This is a genomic window from uncultured Sunxiuqinia sp. (assembly GCF_963974515.1).
GTDB lineage: Bacteria > Bacteroidota > Bacteroidia > Bacteroidales > Prolixibacteraceae > Sunxiuqinia.
Genome location: NZ_CAXBDD010000008.1, coordinates 37,880 through 56,584, shown reverse-complemented (window position 1 = coordinate 56,584; position 18,705 = coordinate 37,880). Strand labels below are relative to the sequence as shown.

The 18,705-nt window shown below is 44.8% G+C and carries 18 protein-coding genes and 1 tRNA gene; 11 read left to right on the top strand and 8 right to left on the bottom strand.

The features are described from left to right. Positions 1-24: 24 nt before the first annotated feature. Complete coding sequence (locus AAC033_RS03955; RefSeq protein ID WP_339735623.1) at positions 25-1,815, top strand: histidine kinase N-terminal 7TM domain-containing protein; 1,791 nt, start codon at positions 25-27, stop codon at positions 1,813-1,815. 102 nt (positions 1,816-1,917) lie between these two features. On the opposite strand, the gene AAC033_RS03950 is transcribed toward AAC033_RS03955, so the two are convergent. Further along, on the bottom strand, positions 1,918-3,234 hold the full coding sequence (locus tag AAC033_RS03950; RefSeq protein WP_339735621.1) for a DEAD/DEAH box helicase: 1,317 nt from the start codon (positions 3,232-3,234) through the stop codon (positions 1,918-1,920). A 371-nt stretch (positions 3,235-3,605) separates the two neighbouring features. Between AAC033_RS03950 and gdhA the strand changes: the two genes are divergently transcribed. The 9 genes from gdhA to AAC033_RS03905 all read left to right on the top strand — a co-directional run bounded on the left by gdhA (position 3,606) and on the right by AAC033_RS03905 (position 9,991). Next, on the top strand, positions 3,606-4,940 hold the full coding sequence (gene gdhA, locus AAC033_RS03945) for an NADP-specific glutamate dehydrogenase (RefSeq protein ID WP_339735619.1): 1,335 nt from the start codon (positions 3,606-3,608) through the stop codon (positions 4,938-4,940). A gap of 114 nt (positions 4,941-5,054) precedes the next feature. Then, entirely contained in the window at positions 5,055-5,837 is a 783-nt protein-coding gene (locus AAC033_RS03940) for a TatD family hydrolase (RefSeq protein WP_339735617.1), read from the top strand. A gap of 38 nt (positions 5,838-5,875) precedes the next feature. After that, a complete protein-coding gene (locus tag AAC033_RS03935) occupies positions 5,876-6,904 on the top strand; it encodes an asparaginase (RefSeq protein WP_339735615.1) in 1,029 nt (342 codons plus the stop codon). Between the two features lie 65 nt (positions 6,905-6,969). Then, positions 6,970-7,057, top strand: a tRNA-Ser gene (locus AAC033_RS03930). 155 nt (positions 7,058-7,212) lie between these two features. Further along, the gene (locus AAC033_RS03925; protein ID WP_339735613.1) at positions 7,213-8,025 is read left to right on the top strand and encodes a MotA/TolQ/ExbB proton channel family protein; all 813 of its coding nucleotides are present in this window, start codon (positions 7,213-7,215) and stop codon (positions 8,023-8,025) included. An 8-nt stretch (positions 8,026-8,033) separates the two neighbouring features. Next, the gene (locus tag AAC033_RS03920) at positions 8,034-8,489 is read left to right on the top strand and encodes a hypothetical protein (protein WP_339735611.1); all 456 of its coding nucleotides are present in this window, start codon (positions 8,034-8,036) and stop codon (positions 8,487-8,489) included. A gap of 36 nt (positions 8,490-8,525) precedes the next feature. Continuing rightward, positions 8,526-9,104 (top strand): biopolymer transporter ExbD, encoded by a 579-nt coding sequence (locus AAC033_RS03915; protein ID WP_339735609.1) that lies wholly within the window; start codon positions 8,526-8,528, stop codon positions 9,102-9,104. A 1-nt stretch (position 9,105) separates the two neighbouring features. Further along, positions 9,106-9,576: a biopolymer transporter ExbD gene (locus AAC033_RS03910; RefSeq protein ID WP_339735607.1), complete on the top strand. Its 471-nt coding sequence runs from the start codon at positions 9,106-9,108 to the stop codon at positions 9,574-9,576. 76 nt (positions 9,577-9,652) lie between these two features. Continuing rightward, positions 9,653-9,991, top strand: a complete 339-nt coding sequence (locus AAC033_RS03905) for a cupin domain-containing protein (protein ID WP_339735605.1) — start codon at positions 9,653-9,655, stop codon at positions 9,989-9,991. A gap of 74 nt (positions 9,992-10,065) precedes the next feature. Here the strand turns inward: AAC033_RS03905 and aspS are convergent, their stop codons facing one another. After that, positions 10,066-11,823 (bottom strand): aspartate--tRNA ligase, encoded by a 1,758-nt coding sequence (gene aspS, locus AAC033_RS03900; RefSeq protein ID WP_339735603.1) that lies wholly within the window; start codon positions 11,821-11,823, stop codon positions 10,066-10,068. Positions 11,824-11,886: 63 nt separating this feature from the next. Between aspS and AAC033_RS03895 the strand changes: the two genes are divergently transcribed. Beyond that, positions 11,887-12,354, top strand: a complete 468-nt coding sequence (locus tag AAC033_RS03895; RefSeq protein ID WP_339735601.1) for a nucleoside deaminase — start codon at positions 11,887-11,889, stop codon at positions 12,352-12,354. Positions 12,355-12,772: 418 nt separating this feature from the next. Here the strand turns inward: AAC033_RS03895 and nqrF are convergent, their stop codons facing one another. The 6 genes from nqrF to AAC033_RS03865 are packed head-to-tail and all read right to left on the bottom strand — an operon-like array spanning position 12,773 to position 18,608. Next, a complete protein-coding gene (gene nqrF, locus AAC033_RS03890) occupies positions 12,773-14,035 on the bottom strand; it encodes an NADH:ubiquinone reductase (Na(+)-transporting) subunit F (RefSeq protein ID WP_339735599.1) in 1,263 nt (420 codons plus the stop codon). A gap of 20 nt (positions 14,036-14,055) precedes the next feature. Then, complete coding sequence (nqrE, locus tag AAC033_RS03885; protein ID WP_339735597.1) at positions 14,056-14,673, bottom strand: NADH:ubiquinone reductase (Na(+)-transporting) subunit E; 618 nt, start codon at positions 14,671-14,673, stop codon at positions 14,056-14,058. 20 nt (positions 14,674-14,693) lie between these two features. Beyond that, positions 14,694-15,344 carry an NADH:ubiquinone reductase (Na(+)-transporting) subunit D gene (locus tag AAC033_RS03880; protein WP_339735595.1) on the bottom strand — a complete coding sequence of 217 codons (651 nt, stop codon included), beginning with the start codon at positions 15,342-15,344 and terminating at the stop codon, positions 14,694-14,696. 6 nt (positions 15,345-15,350) lie between these two features. Further along, positions 15,351-16,043, bottom strand: coding sequence for an NADH:ubiquinone reductase (Na(+)-transporting) subunit C (nqrC, locus tag AAC033_RS03875; RefSeq protein WP_339735593.1), 693 nt, complete (start codon positions 16,041-16,043; stop codon positions 15,351-15,353). A gap of 19 nt (positions 16,044-16,062) precedes the next feature. Next, positions 16,063-17,220, bottom strand: coding sequence for an NADH:ubiquinone reductase (Na(+)-transporting) subunit B (locus tag AAC033_RS03870; RefSeq protein ID WP_339735591.1), 1,158 nt, complete (start codon positions 17,218-17,220; stop codon positions 16,063-16,065). A 35-nt stretch (positions 17,221-17,255) separates the two neighbouring features. After that, positions 17,256-18,608, bottom strand: a complete 1,353-nt coding sequence (locus tag AAC033_RS03865) for a Na(+)-translocating NADH-quinone reductase subunit A (protein WP_339735589.1) — start codon at positions 18,606-18,608, stop codon at positions 17,256-17,258. Positions 18,609-18,705: the final 97 nt, after the last annotated feature.

Sequence of the window (18,705 nt, the reverse complement as noted above, 5' to 3'; positions counted from 1 at the left end):
ACCATTCACCGTATTTATTTGCCAGTGAGACACGAAATTGGGCCATATTTGATTACCCCGCTGCTCCTCGTTCTTATTTTTTCAGGGGTAGCCGGACTGATCATTAGTGTTTACCTGCTTAAATACAAACGATCACCCGGGATACTCTACCTGTCGCTTATGCAGTTTGCGACGGCCACATGGGCGTTTTTTTATGGATTGGAATTTGCTGCTACTGATCTGAACCTGAAAATCTTTTGGTCTAAATTCTCTTACATCGGCATTGTTTTCGCGCCTGTCTTTTTTTATTTTTTTAGTATCTATTTTGCTTCCAAGCAGACCAGGCTGAGTAATACGGTCAAAGCTGGATTAATCGGGTTGGCGGTGCTATTCCTAATTTCAGTTTTCACCAACGATCTTCATGGCTTACATTGGGCCGGTTATCACATTAATCCGGAGAATAATACAACAATCTACCACTACGGTATTTCCTTCTGGCTGGTTTTTGCATTTTCCTATACGCTCCTGATTTTAAGCATTGCCAACATCGTCCCCTTGCTATTCAATTTTCCTGAAAATTTTCAGGGGCAGATTCTTTTGCTGGTCGGAGCCTGTCTGTTTCCCGTCACAGGCAACCTGCTGTATGTTTTCAATATCGGTCCCATTGCCGGATTTGATTGGACGCCTATCTTTTTTGTCTTTTCAGGAATGATTTTAACATACATCAATGTTCGCTACGGTACGTTTGACCTAATTCCATTTGCACGGAATAAATTTTTGGACATACTCCCTGACGGGATTGCCATTGTTGACCGAAACCACCGGATTGTCGATGTAAACCCGTCTTTTCTGAGCTTGACCCAGCAAGATAAAAACGCCATTCTGGGTAAATTATTGGTGGAGGCTTTCCCGAAGCAACAATCGCTTATTGAGCAGCTGTCCAATAGAAAGACCATCGAACCTGTGGAGCTGGAGGCGCAAATCAACGGCAAAACCATTTTTTTCGACCTGCGGGTGACACCATTATACGATCAAAAGGAGAAACTTTCGGGCCGACTGTTCACCTTGCGCGACATTACCGAAAAAACCGTTTACGAGCAAAAAATCAAAGAGGCCAACCAACAACTCAAGCTCGAAATTGAAGAAAAAGAGAAACTGATTGCCGATCTGGATGCTTTTGACCACACTGTAGCACACGATCTTAACAACATTATCGGAGCCATTGTCACGTCAACGGATCTCCTTCACTACGAATTGGAGCAGAAAAACTACGCGAACCTGGAAGAAGTGACTGACCTGATTCAGCTTTCGGCCAACAAGTCGTTCCATGTCATCAAAGAATTGCTGACTCTGGCCAGTGTCAGACAACAGGATGTTAAGACCGATCGGGTTGACATGCTTCAGATCTTTGAAGAGAGTGAAAAACGCCTGGTCGACATGATCAAGTCGTCAGGCGCTCAAATCATAAAGCCAGGCGATTGGCCATCCGCGTGTGGCTATGGCCCCTGGATTGAGGAGGTTTGGGTAAACTTTTTGAGCAACGCCATCAAGTATGGCGGTGATCCGCCGGTGATCGAGCTGGGAGCCAACCAGTTTTACAGCCAGAAAAAAATTCGTTACTGGATCAAGGATAACGGTAACGGCTTGACGAAAAGCAAGCAAAAGAAGTTGTTTAAGAAGTATGAGCGATTCAACCAAACCCATATTGAGGGGACGGGACTGGGGCTCTCCATTGTGAAGCGCATTGTGGAAAAGCTGGGAGGTGAAGTTGGCGTGATCAGCAACGGTATCCCGGGCGAAGGATGTGTGTTTTATTTCACACTTCCACAGGAATAGTTCGTTTTATGTCTTCACGAAGGAACCAACTCCGGAAGAGACCATGAGAGGAGCCTGAGAAGATACAGCGAGAAACTCGGAACGTGAAAGCCTAAACTCCTGCTACCCGCGCTTCTTCTTTTTCCGTTGCTTGCGTTCTTTACCCAAATTTTTGTTGCCGCTTGCTTTTTCATGCGGCCGGCGCTTCTTTTCGTGAAAAGCTCCCTGGTAATCGGGGTCGTCCATCTTTTTCTGGCGGTCAATTTCACGCATCTGCTCCTGGTGTTCTGACTTCCCGGTCGGTTCAATCACCAAATCTTCGGGCAGTGGTTTTTCCTCGATGGGCATACGGATCACTTCTTCAATCTTTTTCAGGTGATATTCTTCCGAAGGATTGATAAGTGTGATGGCTTCGCCATGATTATTGGCTCGTGCCGTTCGTCCGATGCGGTGAACGTAATCCTCGTAGCGCTGGGGCAGGTCAAAATTGATGACGTGCGTAATCAGCGAAACGTCCAGCCCACGGGCCGAAACATCCGTCGAAATCAGGATCCGAAGCTCACCGTCTTTAAAAGCCTGAATGGCATTCATCCGGGTATTCTGTCCCTTATTGGAGTGAAGGATACGCTTTTCGCCCTCCGTCTTTCGCTTAATCACTTTATACACCATTTCAGCGTTCTCTTTGGTGCGTACAAAGATCAGTACACGATTAAAGACTTCTTCGTCCTGCAGCCAGTGGCGAACCAGGTTTAGCTTGGTTTTAAAATTCGGGACTTTATAGTAGGATTGCTTGACCAACTGTGCAGGAGTAGCCGATGGAGATACTTCCACCCGCTCCGGGAAGTCGAGAAACTCCTGGGTCATCAACTCCACTTTTTCATCGAATGTGGCCGAAAATAGAAGGTTCTGGCGTTTTACCGGAATGATTTCCAGCAACTGCCGGATCTGTGGCATAAAACCCATATCGAGCATGCGATCGGCTTCGTCGATCACCAGTGTCTTGATTTTTTTTAGCGAAACGGCTCCTGCATGGTACAAGTCGCGCAAACGCCCGGGCGTAGCCACCAAAATATCAATGCCGGGTTCTATAAGCGCGGCATGTTTGGTCCAGCCAACACCACCATAAACAGCCGCATGGCGAATATCGCTGTAGCGGGTCAGCTCCTCAATATCGTCTCCCACCTGGATGGACAACTCGCGTGTGGGCACTAAAATCAAGACCCGGGGATCAAGTCCCTCCGCTTTCACCAACTTCATAAATATCGGCAGCAGGTAGGCAGCCGTTTTGCCGGTCCCGGTTTGTGCAACGCCAACCACGTCGGCGCCCGATCGAATAACCGGAATGGCTTTCTCTTGTATGGGAGTAGGACGTTCGAACCCTAACTCATCCAACACTTTCAAGATCGATTTATTAACTTTTAATTCGCTGAAACTTGTCATAGTTTGCAAAGATACACTTTTATAGTTTCCGAATTACAGATGGAGTTCTAGACGGATACTGAGACGCCGGAAGTGGGATGCTCGGTTTTGGATGAAAGAATCTGTACGGACATGACGCTGATTGGTGATGATTGTCAATGGATGTTTGATGCTCGGCTTGTTTTTTATAACTTGTGGCTTGGGTAGATTATATTTTTAGTCATACTGGTTTTTTCCTGTGTCTCTGTCCTATCAGAGCGCTGAGCATTTTTACTGTTTTTAAACATTGTTATCGTAAGCGATAGATGGATTAAAGTCAGTTTTTAAGGTATTTTTCATCTTTTCCTTTGTATATAGCAATAGGTTATTCGTTTTGAAATAAAATAAACAAGATGAGAGCAGATTTCAATGAATTTATGATGGCTTTAAAAGCCAAAACGCCGGGTGAAAACGAGTTTCATCAGGCTGTTCAGGAGGTGGTTGAATCCATATGGGATGTATACATTAAAAATCCAAGGTATAAAAAAGCAAAAATTTTGGAACGTATGGTTGAGCCCGAACGCGTGATCATGTTCCGTGTGCCTTGGATCGATGACCTGGGCGAAGTTCAGATTAACCGGGGTTACCGGGTGGAATTCAATTCAGCACTTGGGCCCTATAAGGGTGGTTTACGGTTTCACCCTACCGTAACGCTTTCCATTCTGAAGTTCCTGGGATTTGAGCAAACATTTAAAAACAGCCTCACAACGCTGCCGATGGGCGGTGGAAAAGGAGGATCTGATTTTAGTCCAAAAGGAAAGTCCGATAATGAGATCATGCGTTTTTGTCAAAGTTTCATGACTGAATTACAACGACATATTGGCCCAAATACCGATGTTCCTGCCGGGGATATTGGTGTTGGCGGTCGGGAAATTGGTTATTTATTTGGACAGTACAAACGCATTCGGAATGAGTTTACCGGCGTTTTAACCGGCAAGGGACTGGCATGGGGTGGAAGCTTGATTCGTCCGGAAGCTACAGGTTACGGTGCAGTGTACTTCGTACAGCACATGCTTGAGTTGCTTGGAAAGAAAATTGCCGGACATTCGTTTGCCGTTTCGGGTTTTGGAAATGTGGCTTGGGGAGCAATCATGAAAATTAATGAGCTGGGCGGTAAAGTTGTCACGATCTCCGGGCCCGATGGCTATATCTACGATCCGGCCGGAATAAGTGCGGAGAAGGTCGATTACTTGCTGGAGTTGAGAGCAAGTAACAACGATATTGTGGAGCCCTATGCTGACGAGTTTGATGCCGAATTCTATCCGGGAAGAAAACCTTGGGAGCAGAAAGTTGATATTGCTTTGCCTTGCGCCACCGAGAATGAGCTTGATGTGGGAGATGCAAGCCTGCTGGTTTTAAATGGCTGCTTTTTATTGGCGGAAGTTTCCAACATGGGCTGCACGGCCGAAGCAGCCGAATTTCTGATGGAGAAAATCAGCTATGCTCCCGGCAAGGCTGTTAATGCAGGAGGAGTGGCTGTTTCAGGTCTGGAAATGACACAGAACAGTCAGCGTTTGAATTGGACCCGTGAGGAGGTTGATGCGCGCTTACATCTGATTATGCGCGAAATTCACGATACCTGTGTACGTTTTGGGCGTGAGGGCGATCGGATCAACTATGTAAAAGGCGCCAATGTTGGCGGTTTTGTGAAAGTTGCCGATGCCATGCTGGCTCAAGGGGTTGTTTAGCAGTTTTTTGACTTTTCCTGGTCCTCTTTTCAAAGCAACGTTTAGCTGACCATAGGTTGAATTATCAATTAGATAATATTCGGGTTAAGGTTAGCTAAACGAAATTGGCTTTCTTTGAGCCAAATTTTTGAAATGTTGATTGATACACACGCGCATATTTATTCGGAAGAGTTTAATGATGACATTGACGAGGTGATTACCCGGGCCTACGACAGTGATGTCCGGAAGGTAATTTTACCTAATATTGATAGCTCATCTGTCAAGAAGATGCTGGATTTGGCCGACCAATATCCACAGATTTGTTATCCCCTTATGGGGCTGCATCCTACATCGGTGGGCGAGGACTATCAGGAGGAGCTGGAGTTGGTTGAGTTTTGGCTTAAGAAGAGGAAGTTTTACGGAATTGGTGAGATCGGAATTGATTTATATTGGGAACGGGCTTTTTTGGAGCAGCAGATCATTGCCTTTCGGCATCAACTTCAATTGGCAAAGAAATATCAATTGCCCGTCGTTCTTCATGTTCGCGATTCGTTTGAAGAGGTCTTTGAAGTTGTTCAAGAAGAAATAGAGCCTGGGTTGACAGGAGTTTTTCATAGTTTTACCGGTTCGGTCGAACAGGCTGCTCGAATCACTGACCTGGGGTTTAAAATAGGAATTGGTGGTATTGTTACTTTTAAAAATAGCGGATTGGATGAAGTGGTTCGTCAGATTGATCCCAAACATCTGATTTTGGAGACGGACGCACCCTATTTGACGCCGACTCCGTTTCGCGGAAAACGAAATGAAAGTTCCTACCTGATCCATATCGCCCGAAAAATTGCTGAGCTGCATGATCTGTCCGTACACGAGGTTGCCAGAATTACTTCTGTAAACGCTGTAAATTTATTCGGGATTTAGAGAGATGTTTGCTTAACTTTGAGCTTAAATGCTAGCAGGTGAATAGTCAATCAATACTTATAATCTATACTGGCGGAACCATTGGTATGGTCCAAAAAAACGGACGGGGAGCTTTGGCCCCGGTCCGGTTTGATCAAATCGCAGATGAGGTCCCTGAATTAAGGCGGTTAGGCTGCCATTTGGAGTCCATCACATTTAATCCACCCCTGGATTCGTCGGATATGTCACCCAAAACCTGGGGGCGGTTGGCTAAAATGATTCAGCAAAACTACCGGAAATTTACCGGTTTTGTCATTTTGCACGGAACCGACACCATGGCGTATACCGCATCAGCCCTAAGCTACATGCTGGAGAATTTGGATAAACCCGTAGTGATGACGGGTTCACAACTCCCTATCGGGGTTTTGCGCACTGATGGTAAGGAAAACCTGATCACAGCTATCGAAATTGCCGCAGCCCACGAGAATGGAATAGCCGTGGTCCCGGAGGTCTGTATTTATTTTGACAATAAATTATACCGGGGAAATCGGGTAGTCAAGCGGCATGCCGATCATTTTAGTGCCTTCGATTCTGTTAATTATCCCATTTTGGCCAAAGCAGGAGTCGATATTAAATTCTTTCACGAGAACATTTATCACCCGCAGAATAAGGGAATATTAAAAGTAAGTTCTAATTTTGATGACCGGGTTGTCATTCTGAAAATATTTCCCGGAATGAACCGGGAGATATTTGAACAAATTATCAATATATCCAGTATAAAAGGAGTGGTGCTTGAGACTTTTGGTTCGGGGAATGTTCCTACCCTAAGTTGGTTGATTCGAGTGGTGAGAAAAGCAATCCGACGCGGAGTGATTTGCGTGAACGTAACACAATGTCAGGGCGGAACCGTGAAGATGGGGCAGTATCAAACCAGTCGTGAATTGAAAAGAATCGGTGTTGTAAGTGGTAAAGACATGACCACCGAAGCAGCTGTTACCAAGCTCATGTTCTTGCTTGGGCAAGCTTTGAGTCATGAAGATATCAAGTTGCATTTACGTAAAAATTTGAGTGGGGAAATAAGTGAGTAGCTTATTTCTTTTTCACAATTTTTTTGTATTTTGCAGCCCTGAAAAAATTGGTGCCAGGAAATATTGGAGAGGTGCAGGAGTGGCTGAACTGGCACGCCTGGAAAGCGTGTGTACCCCTAAAGGGTACCGAGGGTTCGAATCCCTCTCTCTCCGCTGACAGGCTTAAGTTCTTTCTAAAAGAATGGCGATTGTCATGTTCAGTTAATAGTCAATAAATAGGCTTAATGCCTTTTTGTTCAGTTAATTAAAAAACAAATAGTATTATAAAAATTAAAATTCAGAAGATTTACTAATTAAAATTAAAACCAATGATGAAAAAACTATTTGCGTTTATAGCAGTTCTTGGGATGCTTTATATTGGAGCATCGAACAATGCCGTTGCTCAGGACGATACAGCCGAACAAGCAACAACCGAAGCAGCAGCTCCTGCCGTTGATTTAGCCGCTGATGCGGAAGAAGAAGCTGCAGCTGCAGCCGAAGAAGGCAAATCGCTTCACAGCCAGTTGAAGCAAAAGTTCATTGAAGGTGGTCCAACTTTCATGTCTTTTGTATTAATTACCTTGATTTTAGGTCTTGCCCTTGCTTTGGAAAGAGTAATCTACCTGAATCTGTCAACGACAAATACCAAGAAATTGTTGGTGAATGTTGAAGAAGCACTTGACAATGGCGGTATTGAAGCAGCAAAAGAAGTTTGTCGTAATACACGTGGCCCCGTTGCCAGTATTTTCTACCAAGGTCTTGACCGCTCAGAAGAAGGGCTGGATGTAGTAGAAAAAACGGTTGTTTCTTATGGTGGTGTTCAAGCCGGATTGCTGGAAAAAGGATTAAGCTGGATTTCATTGTTTATCGCTTTGGCTCCGATGCTTGGGTTTATGGGAACAGTAATTGGTATGATTGCAGCATTCGACGCCATTGAGGTTGCAGGTGATATCAGCCCGTCTTTGGTAGCTGGTGGTATTAAAGTGGCATTGATTACAACTGTATCAGGTCTTGTAGTTGCCATTATTCTTCAGATTTTTTATAACTATTGTGTAGCAAAAATTGACAGTATCATCAATAATATGGAGGATGCTTCTATTTCATTGATCGACATTTTGGTAAAACACAATCTTAAAAAATAAATTAGCTTATGAAACTAGAAAAAGTATTATCCATCGTATTGTGGGTACTTTTAGCAGTTTCAGCGGTTCTGATTGTGTCTATGATGACGAACATCAGTGAGAACGAAGCTGATCCCACTATGGGTGCCTGGATCAATACCACATTAACCTGGTCTTATATCCTGCTGGGTATTGGGGCAGTGATCGCGATTGTATTCGCATTGAAGAATACATTTACAGATAAGGAAGCAGCAAAGAAAGGCTTAATCACCCTCGTTTTTGGGGCGGTTGTTGTAGTCATTTCTTATGCGTTGGCCTCTGATGCTATTCCTCAATTTTTCGGTGTTGAAAAATTTGTAGAAGACGGAACACTAACGAACTCCGTATCTAAATGGATTGGAACAACATTGATTGCATCTTATGTATTACTTGGGTTATCGGTGGTTGCTATTGCAGCTTCGGCGGTGACTCGTGTTTTTAAATAAGCATTGTGGTCAAGTAAAACAGGAAAAAATTAAATTATGGCAAGAAAAATTCCCGAAATACCAGCAGCATCATTGGCAGATATTGCTTTTATGTTGCTCATCTTTTTCCTGGTAACCACCACGATGGATGTTGACAGCGGATTAGAACGTCGTCTCCCTCCGATGCCACCGCCGGATCAAGAGGATGATGATACACCTCCAATTAAAGAACGTAACGTGTTTGTGGTGTTGGTAAATGCCAATAACCAGTTACTGGTTGAAGGTGAAGTGAGCCGTGTTGAAGACCTTCGTGAAAAAGCAAAGGAATTTATGGCAAACCCTTATAATGAGGAAAACCTACCTGAAAAGGAAGTCAAGGATATTGACTTTTTTGGAGAGGTGGAAGTTACCAAGGGTGTTATCTCTTTGCGAAATGACGTAGGAACGCAGTATGGAACGTACATCGCTGTACAAAACGAGTTGGTTGGTGCCATCAACGAATTAAGAGAAGAACTTGCGAAACAGAAGTTTGGTAAGTCGTATGAAAAGTTAGACAGAGATCAGCAAGGGGCTATTAGAGATATCTACCCCTCGAGAATCTCGGAAGCAGAACCTAAAAAAGTGGGAGGAAATTAGTATGTCAAAGTTTAGAAAAAGCGGCAGTAAAGAGATGCCACCCATTTCTACTGCTTCGTTGCCCGATATCGTATTTATGTTGCTGTTCTTCTTCATGGTTAGTACAACCATGCGCGAAGTTACCTTAATGGTTAAAGTAACCGTTCCGGCGGCAACAGAATTATCGAAATTGGAAAAGAAATCTTTGGTTAGCTATATTTACGTAGGAACGCCCCACAACCAATACCAGCGGGTATTTGGATCGGAGCCCCGCATCCAGCTGAACGATCAGTTTGCAAGAGTAACCGATATTCAGGATTACATTACAAGTGAGCGTGAAGCCCGTGATGAAGCGGAGGTGCCGTTTATGATTACATCGCTGAAAGTGGATGAATATACGAAAATGGGTATTGTAACCGATATCAAGCAAGAATTGCGTAAAGCTTCGGCCTTGCACATCAACTATTCTTCGCGTAAACGAGAAGACTTATAGTTTTTTAATCATCAATATAGAAAAGAGGAGGGCTTAGGTTCTCCTTTTTTTTGTAGTTTTAAGGAAAGACAGAATTATGGCTACACTGAAATTTGATGAAGTTCCCTACGAAGTTGTGAGGAACGGTTTACAGCGGAAAATTATTCATACCGATCAGTTAATGACAGTTTTGATTGATTTTACCGATGGGCCTTGGGATCAGCCCGAACCAAAACATTATCACCCACACGAACAAACTTCTTATATCGCAGCGGGTGAAATAATCTTCTTTTGTGATGGGGAAGAGCCTCAAAAGTTGAAATCCGGAGACATGTTTGCAGTTCCGCCAAATGTGCCCCACACAATTCAATTAGTTTCAGAAGCAGCACGGCTGGTAGACAGTTTTACTCCTTTGCGGGAGGATTTTATGAAATAAAAAAAGAGGCTGATTAAGCCTCTTTGCTGCATATGCTTTTTTCAATTGAAGATCCAAACGTCTTGATATTCAATCTACTTCTTCTCTTTTAACACCACTTTCAAGTTCAATTCTTCCAGCTGATCTTGGGCAATGGGGGCCGGAGAATCGATCATGACGTCGCGACCAGCGTTATTTTTAGGAAATGCAATCACATCGCGAATGCTGTCCAGCCCGGCAAAAAGAGATACCAGGCGATCAAAACCAAAGGCAATTCCGGCATGTGGCGGAGCTCCGAATTTAAAGGCACTCATTAAGAAACCAAACTGCGCCTGGGCTTCTTCTTTGGTAAATCCAAGCAAATCAAACATGCGGGATTGTAATTCAGAGTCGTAAATACGAACGGAACCACCTCCAATCTCCACACCGTTAATGACCAGGTCGTAGGCATTGGCACGGACCTTTCCAGGTTCGGTATCCAGCAGGGAAATATCTTCCGGTTTTGGAGCGGTAAATGGGTGATGCATGGCATAATGTCGTTGGGTTTCTTCATCCCATTCCAGCAAGGGGAAATCAACCACCCATAACGGCTTAAAAGTGTTCTTATCCATCAACCCCAACTGTCTGCCCATTTCAAGTCGAAGGGCGCCCAGCGCGTCGAGTATGGGGGCCTTATCACCCGAAAGAAGCAGGATCAAATCACCAGCTTTGGCTCCACAAGCCGATGCCCACTTTTGCAGCTCATCTTCGCTGTAAAACTTATCGACTGAAGATTTAAATGAGCCATCGGTATTGCATTTTAGGTAGACCATCCCTTTAGCTCCAATTTGAGGGCGTTTTACCCAATTGGTCAATGCATCCAGTTGTTTGCGGGTATATTCAGCACACCCTTCGGCACAAATGGCTCCGATAAATTCAGCGTTATCAAAAACACTAAAGTTGTTTCCTTTAACAACACTTGTGAGGTCGTCGATTAACATGCCAAAGCGAATATCAGGCTTGTCTGATCCGTAGTTTGTCATGGCATCAGCATACGACATGCGCGGGAAGTCTTCCACGTCTACGTTTTTGATTGCTTTAAACAGGTGCTTGGTTAGTCCTTCAAAGGTATTGAGTACATCTTCCTGCTCAACAAAAGCCATTTCGCAGTCGATTTGTGTAAATTCGGGCTGACGGTCGGCACGGAGGTCTTCATCCCGGAAGCATTTTACAATCTGGTAGTAGCGGTCGAACCCGGCCACCATGAGTAATTGCTTAAAAACCTGGGGCGATTGTGGCAGCGCGTAAAACTGCCCTTCGTTCATGCGCGATGGAACCACAAAATCACGGGCACCTTCAGGCGTTGATTTAATGAGTACCGGCGTTTCCGTTTCAATAAATTCCTGATCATTCAGGTACGAACGAATGGCGTGGGCCATTTTCGAGCGTAAAACCAGGTTCTCGCGCACCGGATTCCGGCGTAGGTCCAGGTAGCGGTATTTCATCCGAATGTCATCACCGCCATCGCTTTCATCTTCAATCGTGAAAGGGGGAACGGCTGAAGGACTCAGTACCTTCAGGTCGGCTACATCAATTTCAATATCGCCTGTTGCCAGGTGGTCGTTTTTGCTGCTGCGTTCACGAACAAGTCCTGTAGCTTGAATCACGAATTCCCGGCCAAGTTTTTTCAGTTTGTCGTTCAATTCGGCTGAAGCTTTTTCGTCTAACACCAGTTGTGTAATTCCGTAGCGGTCGCGAAGGTCGACAAAAGTCATTCCTCCCAACTCGCGTTTGCGTTGTACCCAACCGGCAAGTGTTACTTCAGTACCCTGATTTTCCAGGCGTAATTCGCCACAAGTATGTGTTCTGTACATAAAAGGTTCGTTTTTGTTTGACTGCAAAAATAAGCAGATTTTAGCAATATAAATTGTAGGTTTGTGATTAATTCTGAACGGATCTGGATGATGGAACCTTTTGATGATACCTATTTCATGAAGAAAGCTTTTCAGGAAGCCCAGCAGGCCTATGAAAAGGGGGAGGTGCCTGTTGGTGCGGTGGTGGTGGCCCAAAACCGCATTATTGCCCGAGCGCACAATTTAACGGAAACCTTGACCGATGTAACGGCCCATGCCGAAATGCAGGCGGTTACGGCGGCCGCTAATCTGCTGGGTAGTAAATACCTGAATGAGTGCACGCTTTATGTCACGCTGGAGCCTTGTGTCATGTGCGCCGGTGCTTTGGGATGGGCGCAGTTGGGCAAGCTGGTTTATGGCGCGGGCGATGATAGACGGGGTTTCACAAAGTTTGCTCCCAGAGCCCTTCACCCGAAAACGGAAATTGTGGGTGGTGTCATGGCTGATGATTGTTCCGATCTGATGACGGCTTTCTTTCAGGAACGACGATAGTTTTTTTGAACAGATCCTTATGCTGCCCCTGAAGGCCAGCAACCAACCAAGCACCAATCAACTGCTCAACCCACTTCCCGGCTTGAGTAGCATCTGCGCATGTCGCCTATTCAGTTGTTTATAGACGATGAATATGGGCTTTAAACCATCCCTTAGCCAACACCTTCGCCTGGCGTTCCTTGATCAGTTTGTTTCAACTTCGCGATTAGCGACCGAACCGTTTTCAGCTGATCAAACGACAATTGATGCGTTAGGTTGCGGGTTTTAAAACAAGCAAAAAATGGTTTCGTGAATTGAATAAGGTTGCTTGCCGACAAGGCTGTTGAACGGACCCGTTCTCTGCAAAGCGCAACAAAAAAAAAGAGCTTCCAACCGGTGAGGCTGAAAGCTCTTGTATTTTTATGACTCGCTGATCGTTTTAACTTCCAAAATCGTCAAACATGACGTTTTCGTCCGGAACACCCAAGTCATACAACATTTTTTGAACGGCGTCATTCATCATTGGTGGGCCGCACAAGTAGTAGTCAATTTCTTCGGGTTCTTCATGCTTTCCGAGGTACATGTCGTGAATCACCTGGTGGATGAATCCCTTTGGTCCATCCCAGTTGTCTTCGGGCTGTGGATCAGACAGGGCCAGGTGGAAGGCGAAATTTGGGAATTTCTCTTCAATGGCCCTGAACTGGTCGTAGTAGAAAACTTCTCTCCAGGAGCGGGCACCGTACCAGAAGGTAATTTTCTTATCCGATTCTTTCAGGGTATGAAACAAGTGGAACAAGTGCGAACGCATGGGAGCCATTCCGGCACCACCACCAATAAACATCATTTCGTTGTCATTATCTTTCAGGAAGAACTCTCCGTAAGGGCCTGAAATGGTCACTTTATCGCCTGGTTTACGCGAGAAAATGTAGGAGGAGCAAATACCGGGATTTACTTTTTGGAAACCACCATTTACACGGTCAAACGGCGGCGTAGCAATCCGAATGTTCAGCATCACGATGTTTCCTTCGGCAGGGTGATTAGCCATGGAATAGGCACGGAATGTGGGCTCCGGGTTGTTCATTTTCAGGTCGAACAAGTTGAATTGTTCCCATTCGGGGCGGAATTTGTCTTCAACTTCAATGTCCTTGAAGTCGACTTCAATTTTCGGGACGTCAATCTGTATGTAGCCACCTGATTTGAAATCAAGGTTTTCACCTTCGGGCAAACGAACCACAAACTCCTTGATGTAGGTAGCCACGTTTTTGTTCGAAACCACTTCGCATTCCCACTTCTTAATTCCCATGATTTCCTGGGGAATCTTCAGTTCCATGTCTTCCTTTACTTTCACCTGACAAGCCAGACGCCAGTTGTCGTTTTGCTCTTTTCGGGTGAAATAGCCTGTTTCAGTGGGAAGAATGGAACCTCCGCCATCGACAACCTGGCAGCGGCACATGGCACAAGTACCACCACCGCCACAAGCGGAAGGAAGGAAAATCTTGTTGTTACCAAGGGTGGTCAGCAAAGTGTCGCCGGGGTTGGTTTCAATAACCTTATCTCCCTTGTTGATATCAACCTTGACGATTCCCGAGGGCATCAGTTTCTTTTTCGCGTACAGCAAGATCGATACCAGCAGAATCACCATCAACAGGAAAACAGCGATACTGGTAATAACGACTGTCGTTTGAGTTGCTAAAAATATCATTGTTAAGAGTTTTTATCTGATTATAGTTTTATTCCCATGAATCCCATGAAGGCCAATCCCATCAAACCGGTCACAATAAATGTAATTCCAAGACCTTTCAGGGGAGCTGGAACATGCGAATACTCAATTTTTTCGCGAATTGCAGCAATACCTACAATAGCCAGAAACCAGCCAACGCCGGACCCGAGCCCGTAAACAGAGGCTTCACCGATATTGAGAAATGCTTTCTGCTGCATGAATAACGATCCCCCAAGGATGGCGCAGTTTACTGCAATCAAGGGTAAAAAGATACCAAGCTGCGTGTACAGTACCGGGGCGAATTTTTCAACGATCATTTCTACAAGCTGAACCATGGATGCAATGACGGCAATGAACATGATGAAGCTCAGGAAGCTCAGGTCAACTTCTGCGAAAGTCGGGCTCAACCAATTTAAGGCCCCTTCCTTCAGCACGTAGTTTTCGAGCAAATAATCCACAGGGACTGTAATTCCTAATACGAAGATGACAGCCAATCCAAGGCCGGTAGCCGTTTTAACCGATTTGGATACCGCCAGGTAAGAACACATGCCCAGGAAGTAGGCAAAAATCATGTTCTCAATAAAAATGGATTTAATGAATATATTTATCAGGTTTTCCATAATTTCTTTTTTTTAGCGGATTAATCTTCAATCAGTTTACGGTTTCGGCTACGCTGAACCCAAATAATTACACCAATGGTAATCAGCGCCATCGGAGGCAGAATCATCATTCCGTTGTTGGCATAAAAACCACCATTCGCAATGTACCAGCTGGAAGGGATAATGTTATATCCCCAAATGCTTCCTGAGCCAAAAAGTTCGCGGACAAATCCAACGATAACCAGGATGACACCATAACCGGCGCCATTGCCAATACCATCCAAAAATGCAGGCCAGGGCTTGTTTCCCAAGGCAAAGGCCTCCAGGCGTCCCATGATAATACAGTTAGTAATAATCAGGCCCACAAATACCGACAATTGCTTACTGACATCGTATACAAAAGCCTTTAGCACCTGGTCAACCAAGATTACCAAGGCGGCAATGACAACCAGCTGCACAATAATCCGGATGCGGTTGGGAATGGTATTTCTGAGCAGTGAAATAATCACATTGGCAAAAGCAAGTACGGCGACTACCGACAGCGACATCACTAAGGATGGTTTGAGTTGTGCTGTAACGGCTAAAGCCGAACAAATCCCAAGTATCTGAACCGTAATGGGGTTACTGCTGTTTATTGGATCGCTCAGCAGCTTCAGATTCTTCTTTGAAAATAAAGGTTCTCTATCACTCATTTTCTTCTATTTTTTCTGGTTCAAAAAAGCACTGTAGGCGTTCAAGTCATCCAAAAGCATTTTCTCCAATCCTTTTGAAGTAATCGTTCCTCCTGAAATTCCATCAACCCGGTGCTTCGGCGGAGCTGTTTCGTTTGACTTGGCTACAATCACGGAAACCAATTTGCCGTTATCGTAAATTTCCTTGCCTTTAAATTGGTCTTGAAAATTGGCGGTGGCTATTTCAGCACCCAGACCAGGAGTTTCACCCTGGTGGTCGAATGAAGCACCGTATATGGTTGACATGTTATTTTCCAACGAAAGATAGCCCCAGATTGGTCCCCAAAGACCTGCTCCACGGAGAGGCAAAATATACTTTACACCACCGTCAACCTGACATTCAAAAACTGGTAGCAGTTGTTCTTCTACCGGTTTGGCACGTTCTTTTTTCAAATCAATCGTAAACGCGTTACCTTCAACTTTTTCTCCTTTGGAGTTGACGACGTAGCTATTCACAATTTTTTCGGCGTAAACTTCTTCCGCGTTTTTTACATCAGTTGTAATATTGACCGAAGCCAGAATATTCTGCTTCTTTTCGACTTCAATATTTTTATCTTGAAATGGTTTTAAGCTGATGGCAGCCACCGAAAGAATGGCAGCAACCAAGATAACCATTCCTGATGCGTATATAAATGTGTAAACATTACTGTTCCTATCCATTTTCTTCTTCTTTAAGGGATTAAGCGCTCTGTTGAACTCGTTTTAAACGACGTTTGATATTTCCCTGGATGACATAGTGGTCAATCAGCGGAGCAAAGGTATTCATCAGCAGGATGGCCAACATCATTCCTTCCGGGTAGGCTGGATTTACCACTCGAATCAGGATGGCCAGTAAGCCAATCAGGAATCCGTAAATCCATTTGCCGCGGTCCGTTTGTGCGGCCGATACCGGATCAGTAGCCATAAAAACAGCTCCAAAGGCAAAACCCCCTATAATCAGGTGCTCCCAGAAAGGCATCGCCATATACGCGTTGACCGCAAAAATATTCAGTAGAATACCCATAAACAGACCACCCAATACGCTGGAAAGCATGATTTTCCAGTTGCCAATGCCAGTGATAAGCAGAATAGCAGCTCCGATGAGAATGGCCAAAGTCGATGTTTCTCCGATTGAACCGGGAATCAGGCCAATAAAGGCATTCCAAACATTCAGGTCGGTATTCCCCAAAACCGCTTCGGCCATCGGAGTCGCGCCTGTAAATCCATCGGCCATTTTATCCACGCCGCTAGCTGAAATCCATACCGAGTCGCCCGACATTTGGGCCGGATAGGCAAAGAACACGAAGGCCCGGGCAACCAGTGCCGGGTTCCAAATGTTCATTCCGGTTCCTCCAAATACTTCCTTGCCGAAGATTACAGCAAATGCGGTGGCTACTCCGATCATCCAAAGGGGCGTGTTGATAGGCATGATCAACGGAATTAACATTCCGGAGACCAGAAATCCTTCGTTTACCTCGTGACCACGAAACTGGGCGAAAATGAATTCAATACCCAGACCAACGCCATACGAAACAATGATTACCGGCAATACTTTCCACAGTCCAAAAAGGAACATGTCGAAGAAGGCAGCGGTTTCCAGTTGGCCAAGTGCGCCGAAATGCTGGTAGCCAATGTTGTACATTCCCATCAACAATGCTGGGACAAGAGCCATGACCACGATTCCCATGGTCCGTTTCAAATCAATATAATCATGAACATGAGTTCCTGATTTGGAGGTATCTTTCTGAACGAAGGCCAAAGTAAAGAACGCATCATGCGTAGAATGCAGCCAGTGGTATTTGGCGCCTTTCTGTACATGTGGCTTCGTCTTTTCAAAAAAGTTTCTTAACGCTTTCATTGAATTATCTATTTTGTTTCAAGCAACACTTTCGGTTATCCCAGTTCTTTAATCATCGAGTTGATCCCTTCGCGCAGGATTTCCTGTACTTTGATTTTTGATGTACAGGCATATTCGCAAAGTGCCAGATCTTCTTCAACCAATTCGTAAATACCCAGTTGTTCCATCTTGTCAATGTCGTTGACTAAGATTGATTTGAGCAAGTGAACCGGCAGAATATCCATTGGAAGGAATTTTTCGTATTGACCGGAAAGGACAAAAGCTCGTTCTCCGCCGTGCAGATTGGCATTCAATACATATTCTTTCTTTGGAAATAATTTAGAGAAGAATGCTTTGCTCGCCGAAAATTTATCAACTCCCGGGGCGGCCCATCCCATAAACTCGTACTCATCTCCTTCGGGGATAACAGTAATTTGCTGATCAAAATACCCCAGGTAGCCATCGGTATCAACTTTGGTTCCCGTCAATACGTTTCCGCTGATAATCCGTTGGTTTACCTCATTTTTTGTTTCGCCTTTCAACAGACCTGTCAGAAGGGTGCCGTGGATCGTTTTGTAGTATTTTGGTGCTTTCACTTCCGAACCAGTCAACGCAATGGTTTTACTGAGGTCCAGCTTGCCAGTTTCGAATAAGCGGCCGATAAATACCAGTGCTTGCGGGCTCAAGGTCCAGATGATGTCGGATTTCCCGATCGGACAGATTCTGCTGATCTGGATGCCTGCATTTCCTGCTGGATGAGGACCTTCAAAAGTATTGGTCTCAACATTTTTTAACGAAGCGAAAACGCCGGATGATTGCTTGGGAGAAAGTCCCAGGTAAACTTTCCCGTCGGTCAGCTTCTTGACGGCATCAATTCCGGTTTGAAGTGCTGATTTTTCCTTTGAAAACAGAAAGTCAAAATCAGCAGCAAGTGGCGCCGAATCAAATGCTGAAATAACAATGTTGTTCGGCACAACCGATGGTTTTGCCAAAATTCCGTACGGACGTTGTTTGAGGAACGGCCATAAACCGCTCTTAAGCAGTTGGTCACGAATCTCCTCACGAGACAGCTTGGACGGATCAGCTTTGGTAAACTCACAGTGCTGGTTTTTCCCGTCAGGTTCAACAACAATCTCTAAAATTTTGCGTCGTTCTCCACGATTCACGGCATGTACCGTTCCACTAACGGGAGAGGTAAATAAAATTTCAGGGTTGTATTTGTCGAAGAAGAGGGCATCACCAGCTTTTACCGGGGTATCAGCTTTTACGCTTAACTTCGGAGTCAAGCCTGGAAAATCAGTTGGCTTAAGGGCGACTGATTTTGGTGCGGGAGCATCCTCCAGAACCGCTTCAGCAGCTCCTTTCAACCGGATATTGAATCCGCGTTTCAATTTAAAATGCTTTGACATTGTAATCCCTTGTTGTGGTTATTATTTAGGCTGGCAAAAGTACATATTTTAAAAACTTTTCCCAATCTTTGTTTCACAAACTTACACGAATAGAAAT

Bases quoted from the DNA above. Each gene is read 5' to 3' on its own strand.
- AAC033_RS03950 (WP_339735621.1), bottom strand. From the start codon at position 3,234: ATGACAAGTTTCAGCGAATTAAAAGTTAATAAATCGATCTTGAAAGTG.
- gdhA (WP_339735619.1), top strand. From the start codon at position 3,606: ATGAGAGCAGATTTCAATGAATTTATGATGGCTTTAAAAGCCAAAACG.
- AAC033_RS03925 (WP_339735613.1), top strand. From the start codon at position 7,213: ATGATGAAAAAACTATTTGCGTTTATAGCAGTTCTTGGGATGCTTTAT.
- AAC033_RS03920 (WP_339735611.1), top strand. From the start codon at position 8,034: ATGAAACTAGAAAAAGTATTATCCATCGTATTGTGGGTACTTTTAGCA.
- AAC033_RS03915 (WP_339735609.1), top strand. From the start codon at position 8,526: ATGGCAAGAAAAATTCCCGAAATACCAGCAGCATCATTGGCAGATATT.
- AAC033_RS03910 (WP_339735607.1), top strand. From the start codon at position 9,106: ATGTCAAAGTTTAGAAAAAGCGGCAGTAAAGAGATGCCACCCATTTCT.
- AAC033_RS03905 (WP_339735605.1), top strand. From the start codon at position 9,653: ATGGCTACACTGAAATTTGATGAAGTTCCCTACGAAGTTGTGAGGAAC.
- aspS (WP_339735603.1), bottom strand. From the start codon at position 11,823: ATGTACAGAACACATACTTGTGGCGAATTACGCCTGGAAAATCAGGGT.
- nqrF (WP_339735599.1), bottom strand. From the start codon at position 14,035: ATGATATTTTTAGCAACTCAAACGACAGTCGTTATTACCAGTATCGCT.
- nqrE (WP_339735597.1), bottom strand. From the start codon at position 14,673: ATGGAAAACCTGATAAATATATTCATTAAATCCATTTTTATTGAGAAC.
- AAC033_RS03880 (WP_339735595.1), bottom strand. From the start codon at position 15,344: ATGAGTGATAGAGAACCTTTATTTTCAAAGAAGAATCTGAAGCTGCTG.
- nqrC (WP_339735593.1), bottom strand. From the start codon at position 16,043: ATGGATAGGAACAGTAATGTTTACACATTTATATACGCATCAGGAATG.
- AAC033_RS03870 (WP_339735591.1), bottom strand. From the start codon at position 17,220: ATGAAAGCGTTAAGAAACTTTTTTGAAAAGACGAAGCCACATGTACAG.
- AAC033_RS03865 (WP_339735589.1), bottom strand. From the start codon at position 18,608: ATGTCAAAGCATTTTAAATTGAAACGCGGATTCAATATCCGGTTGAAA.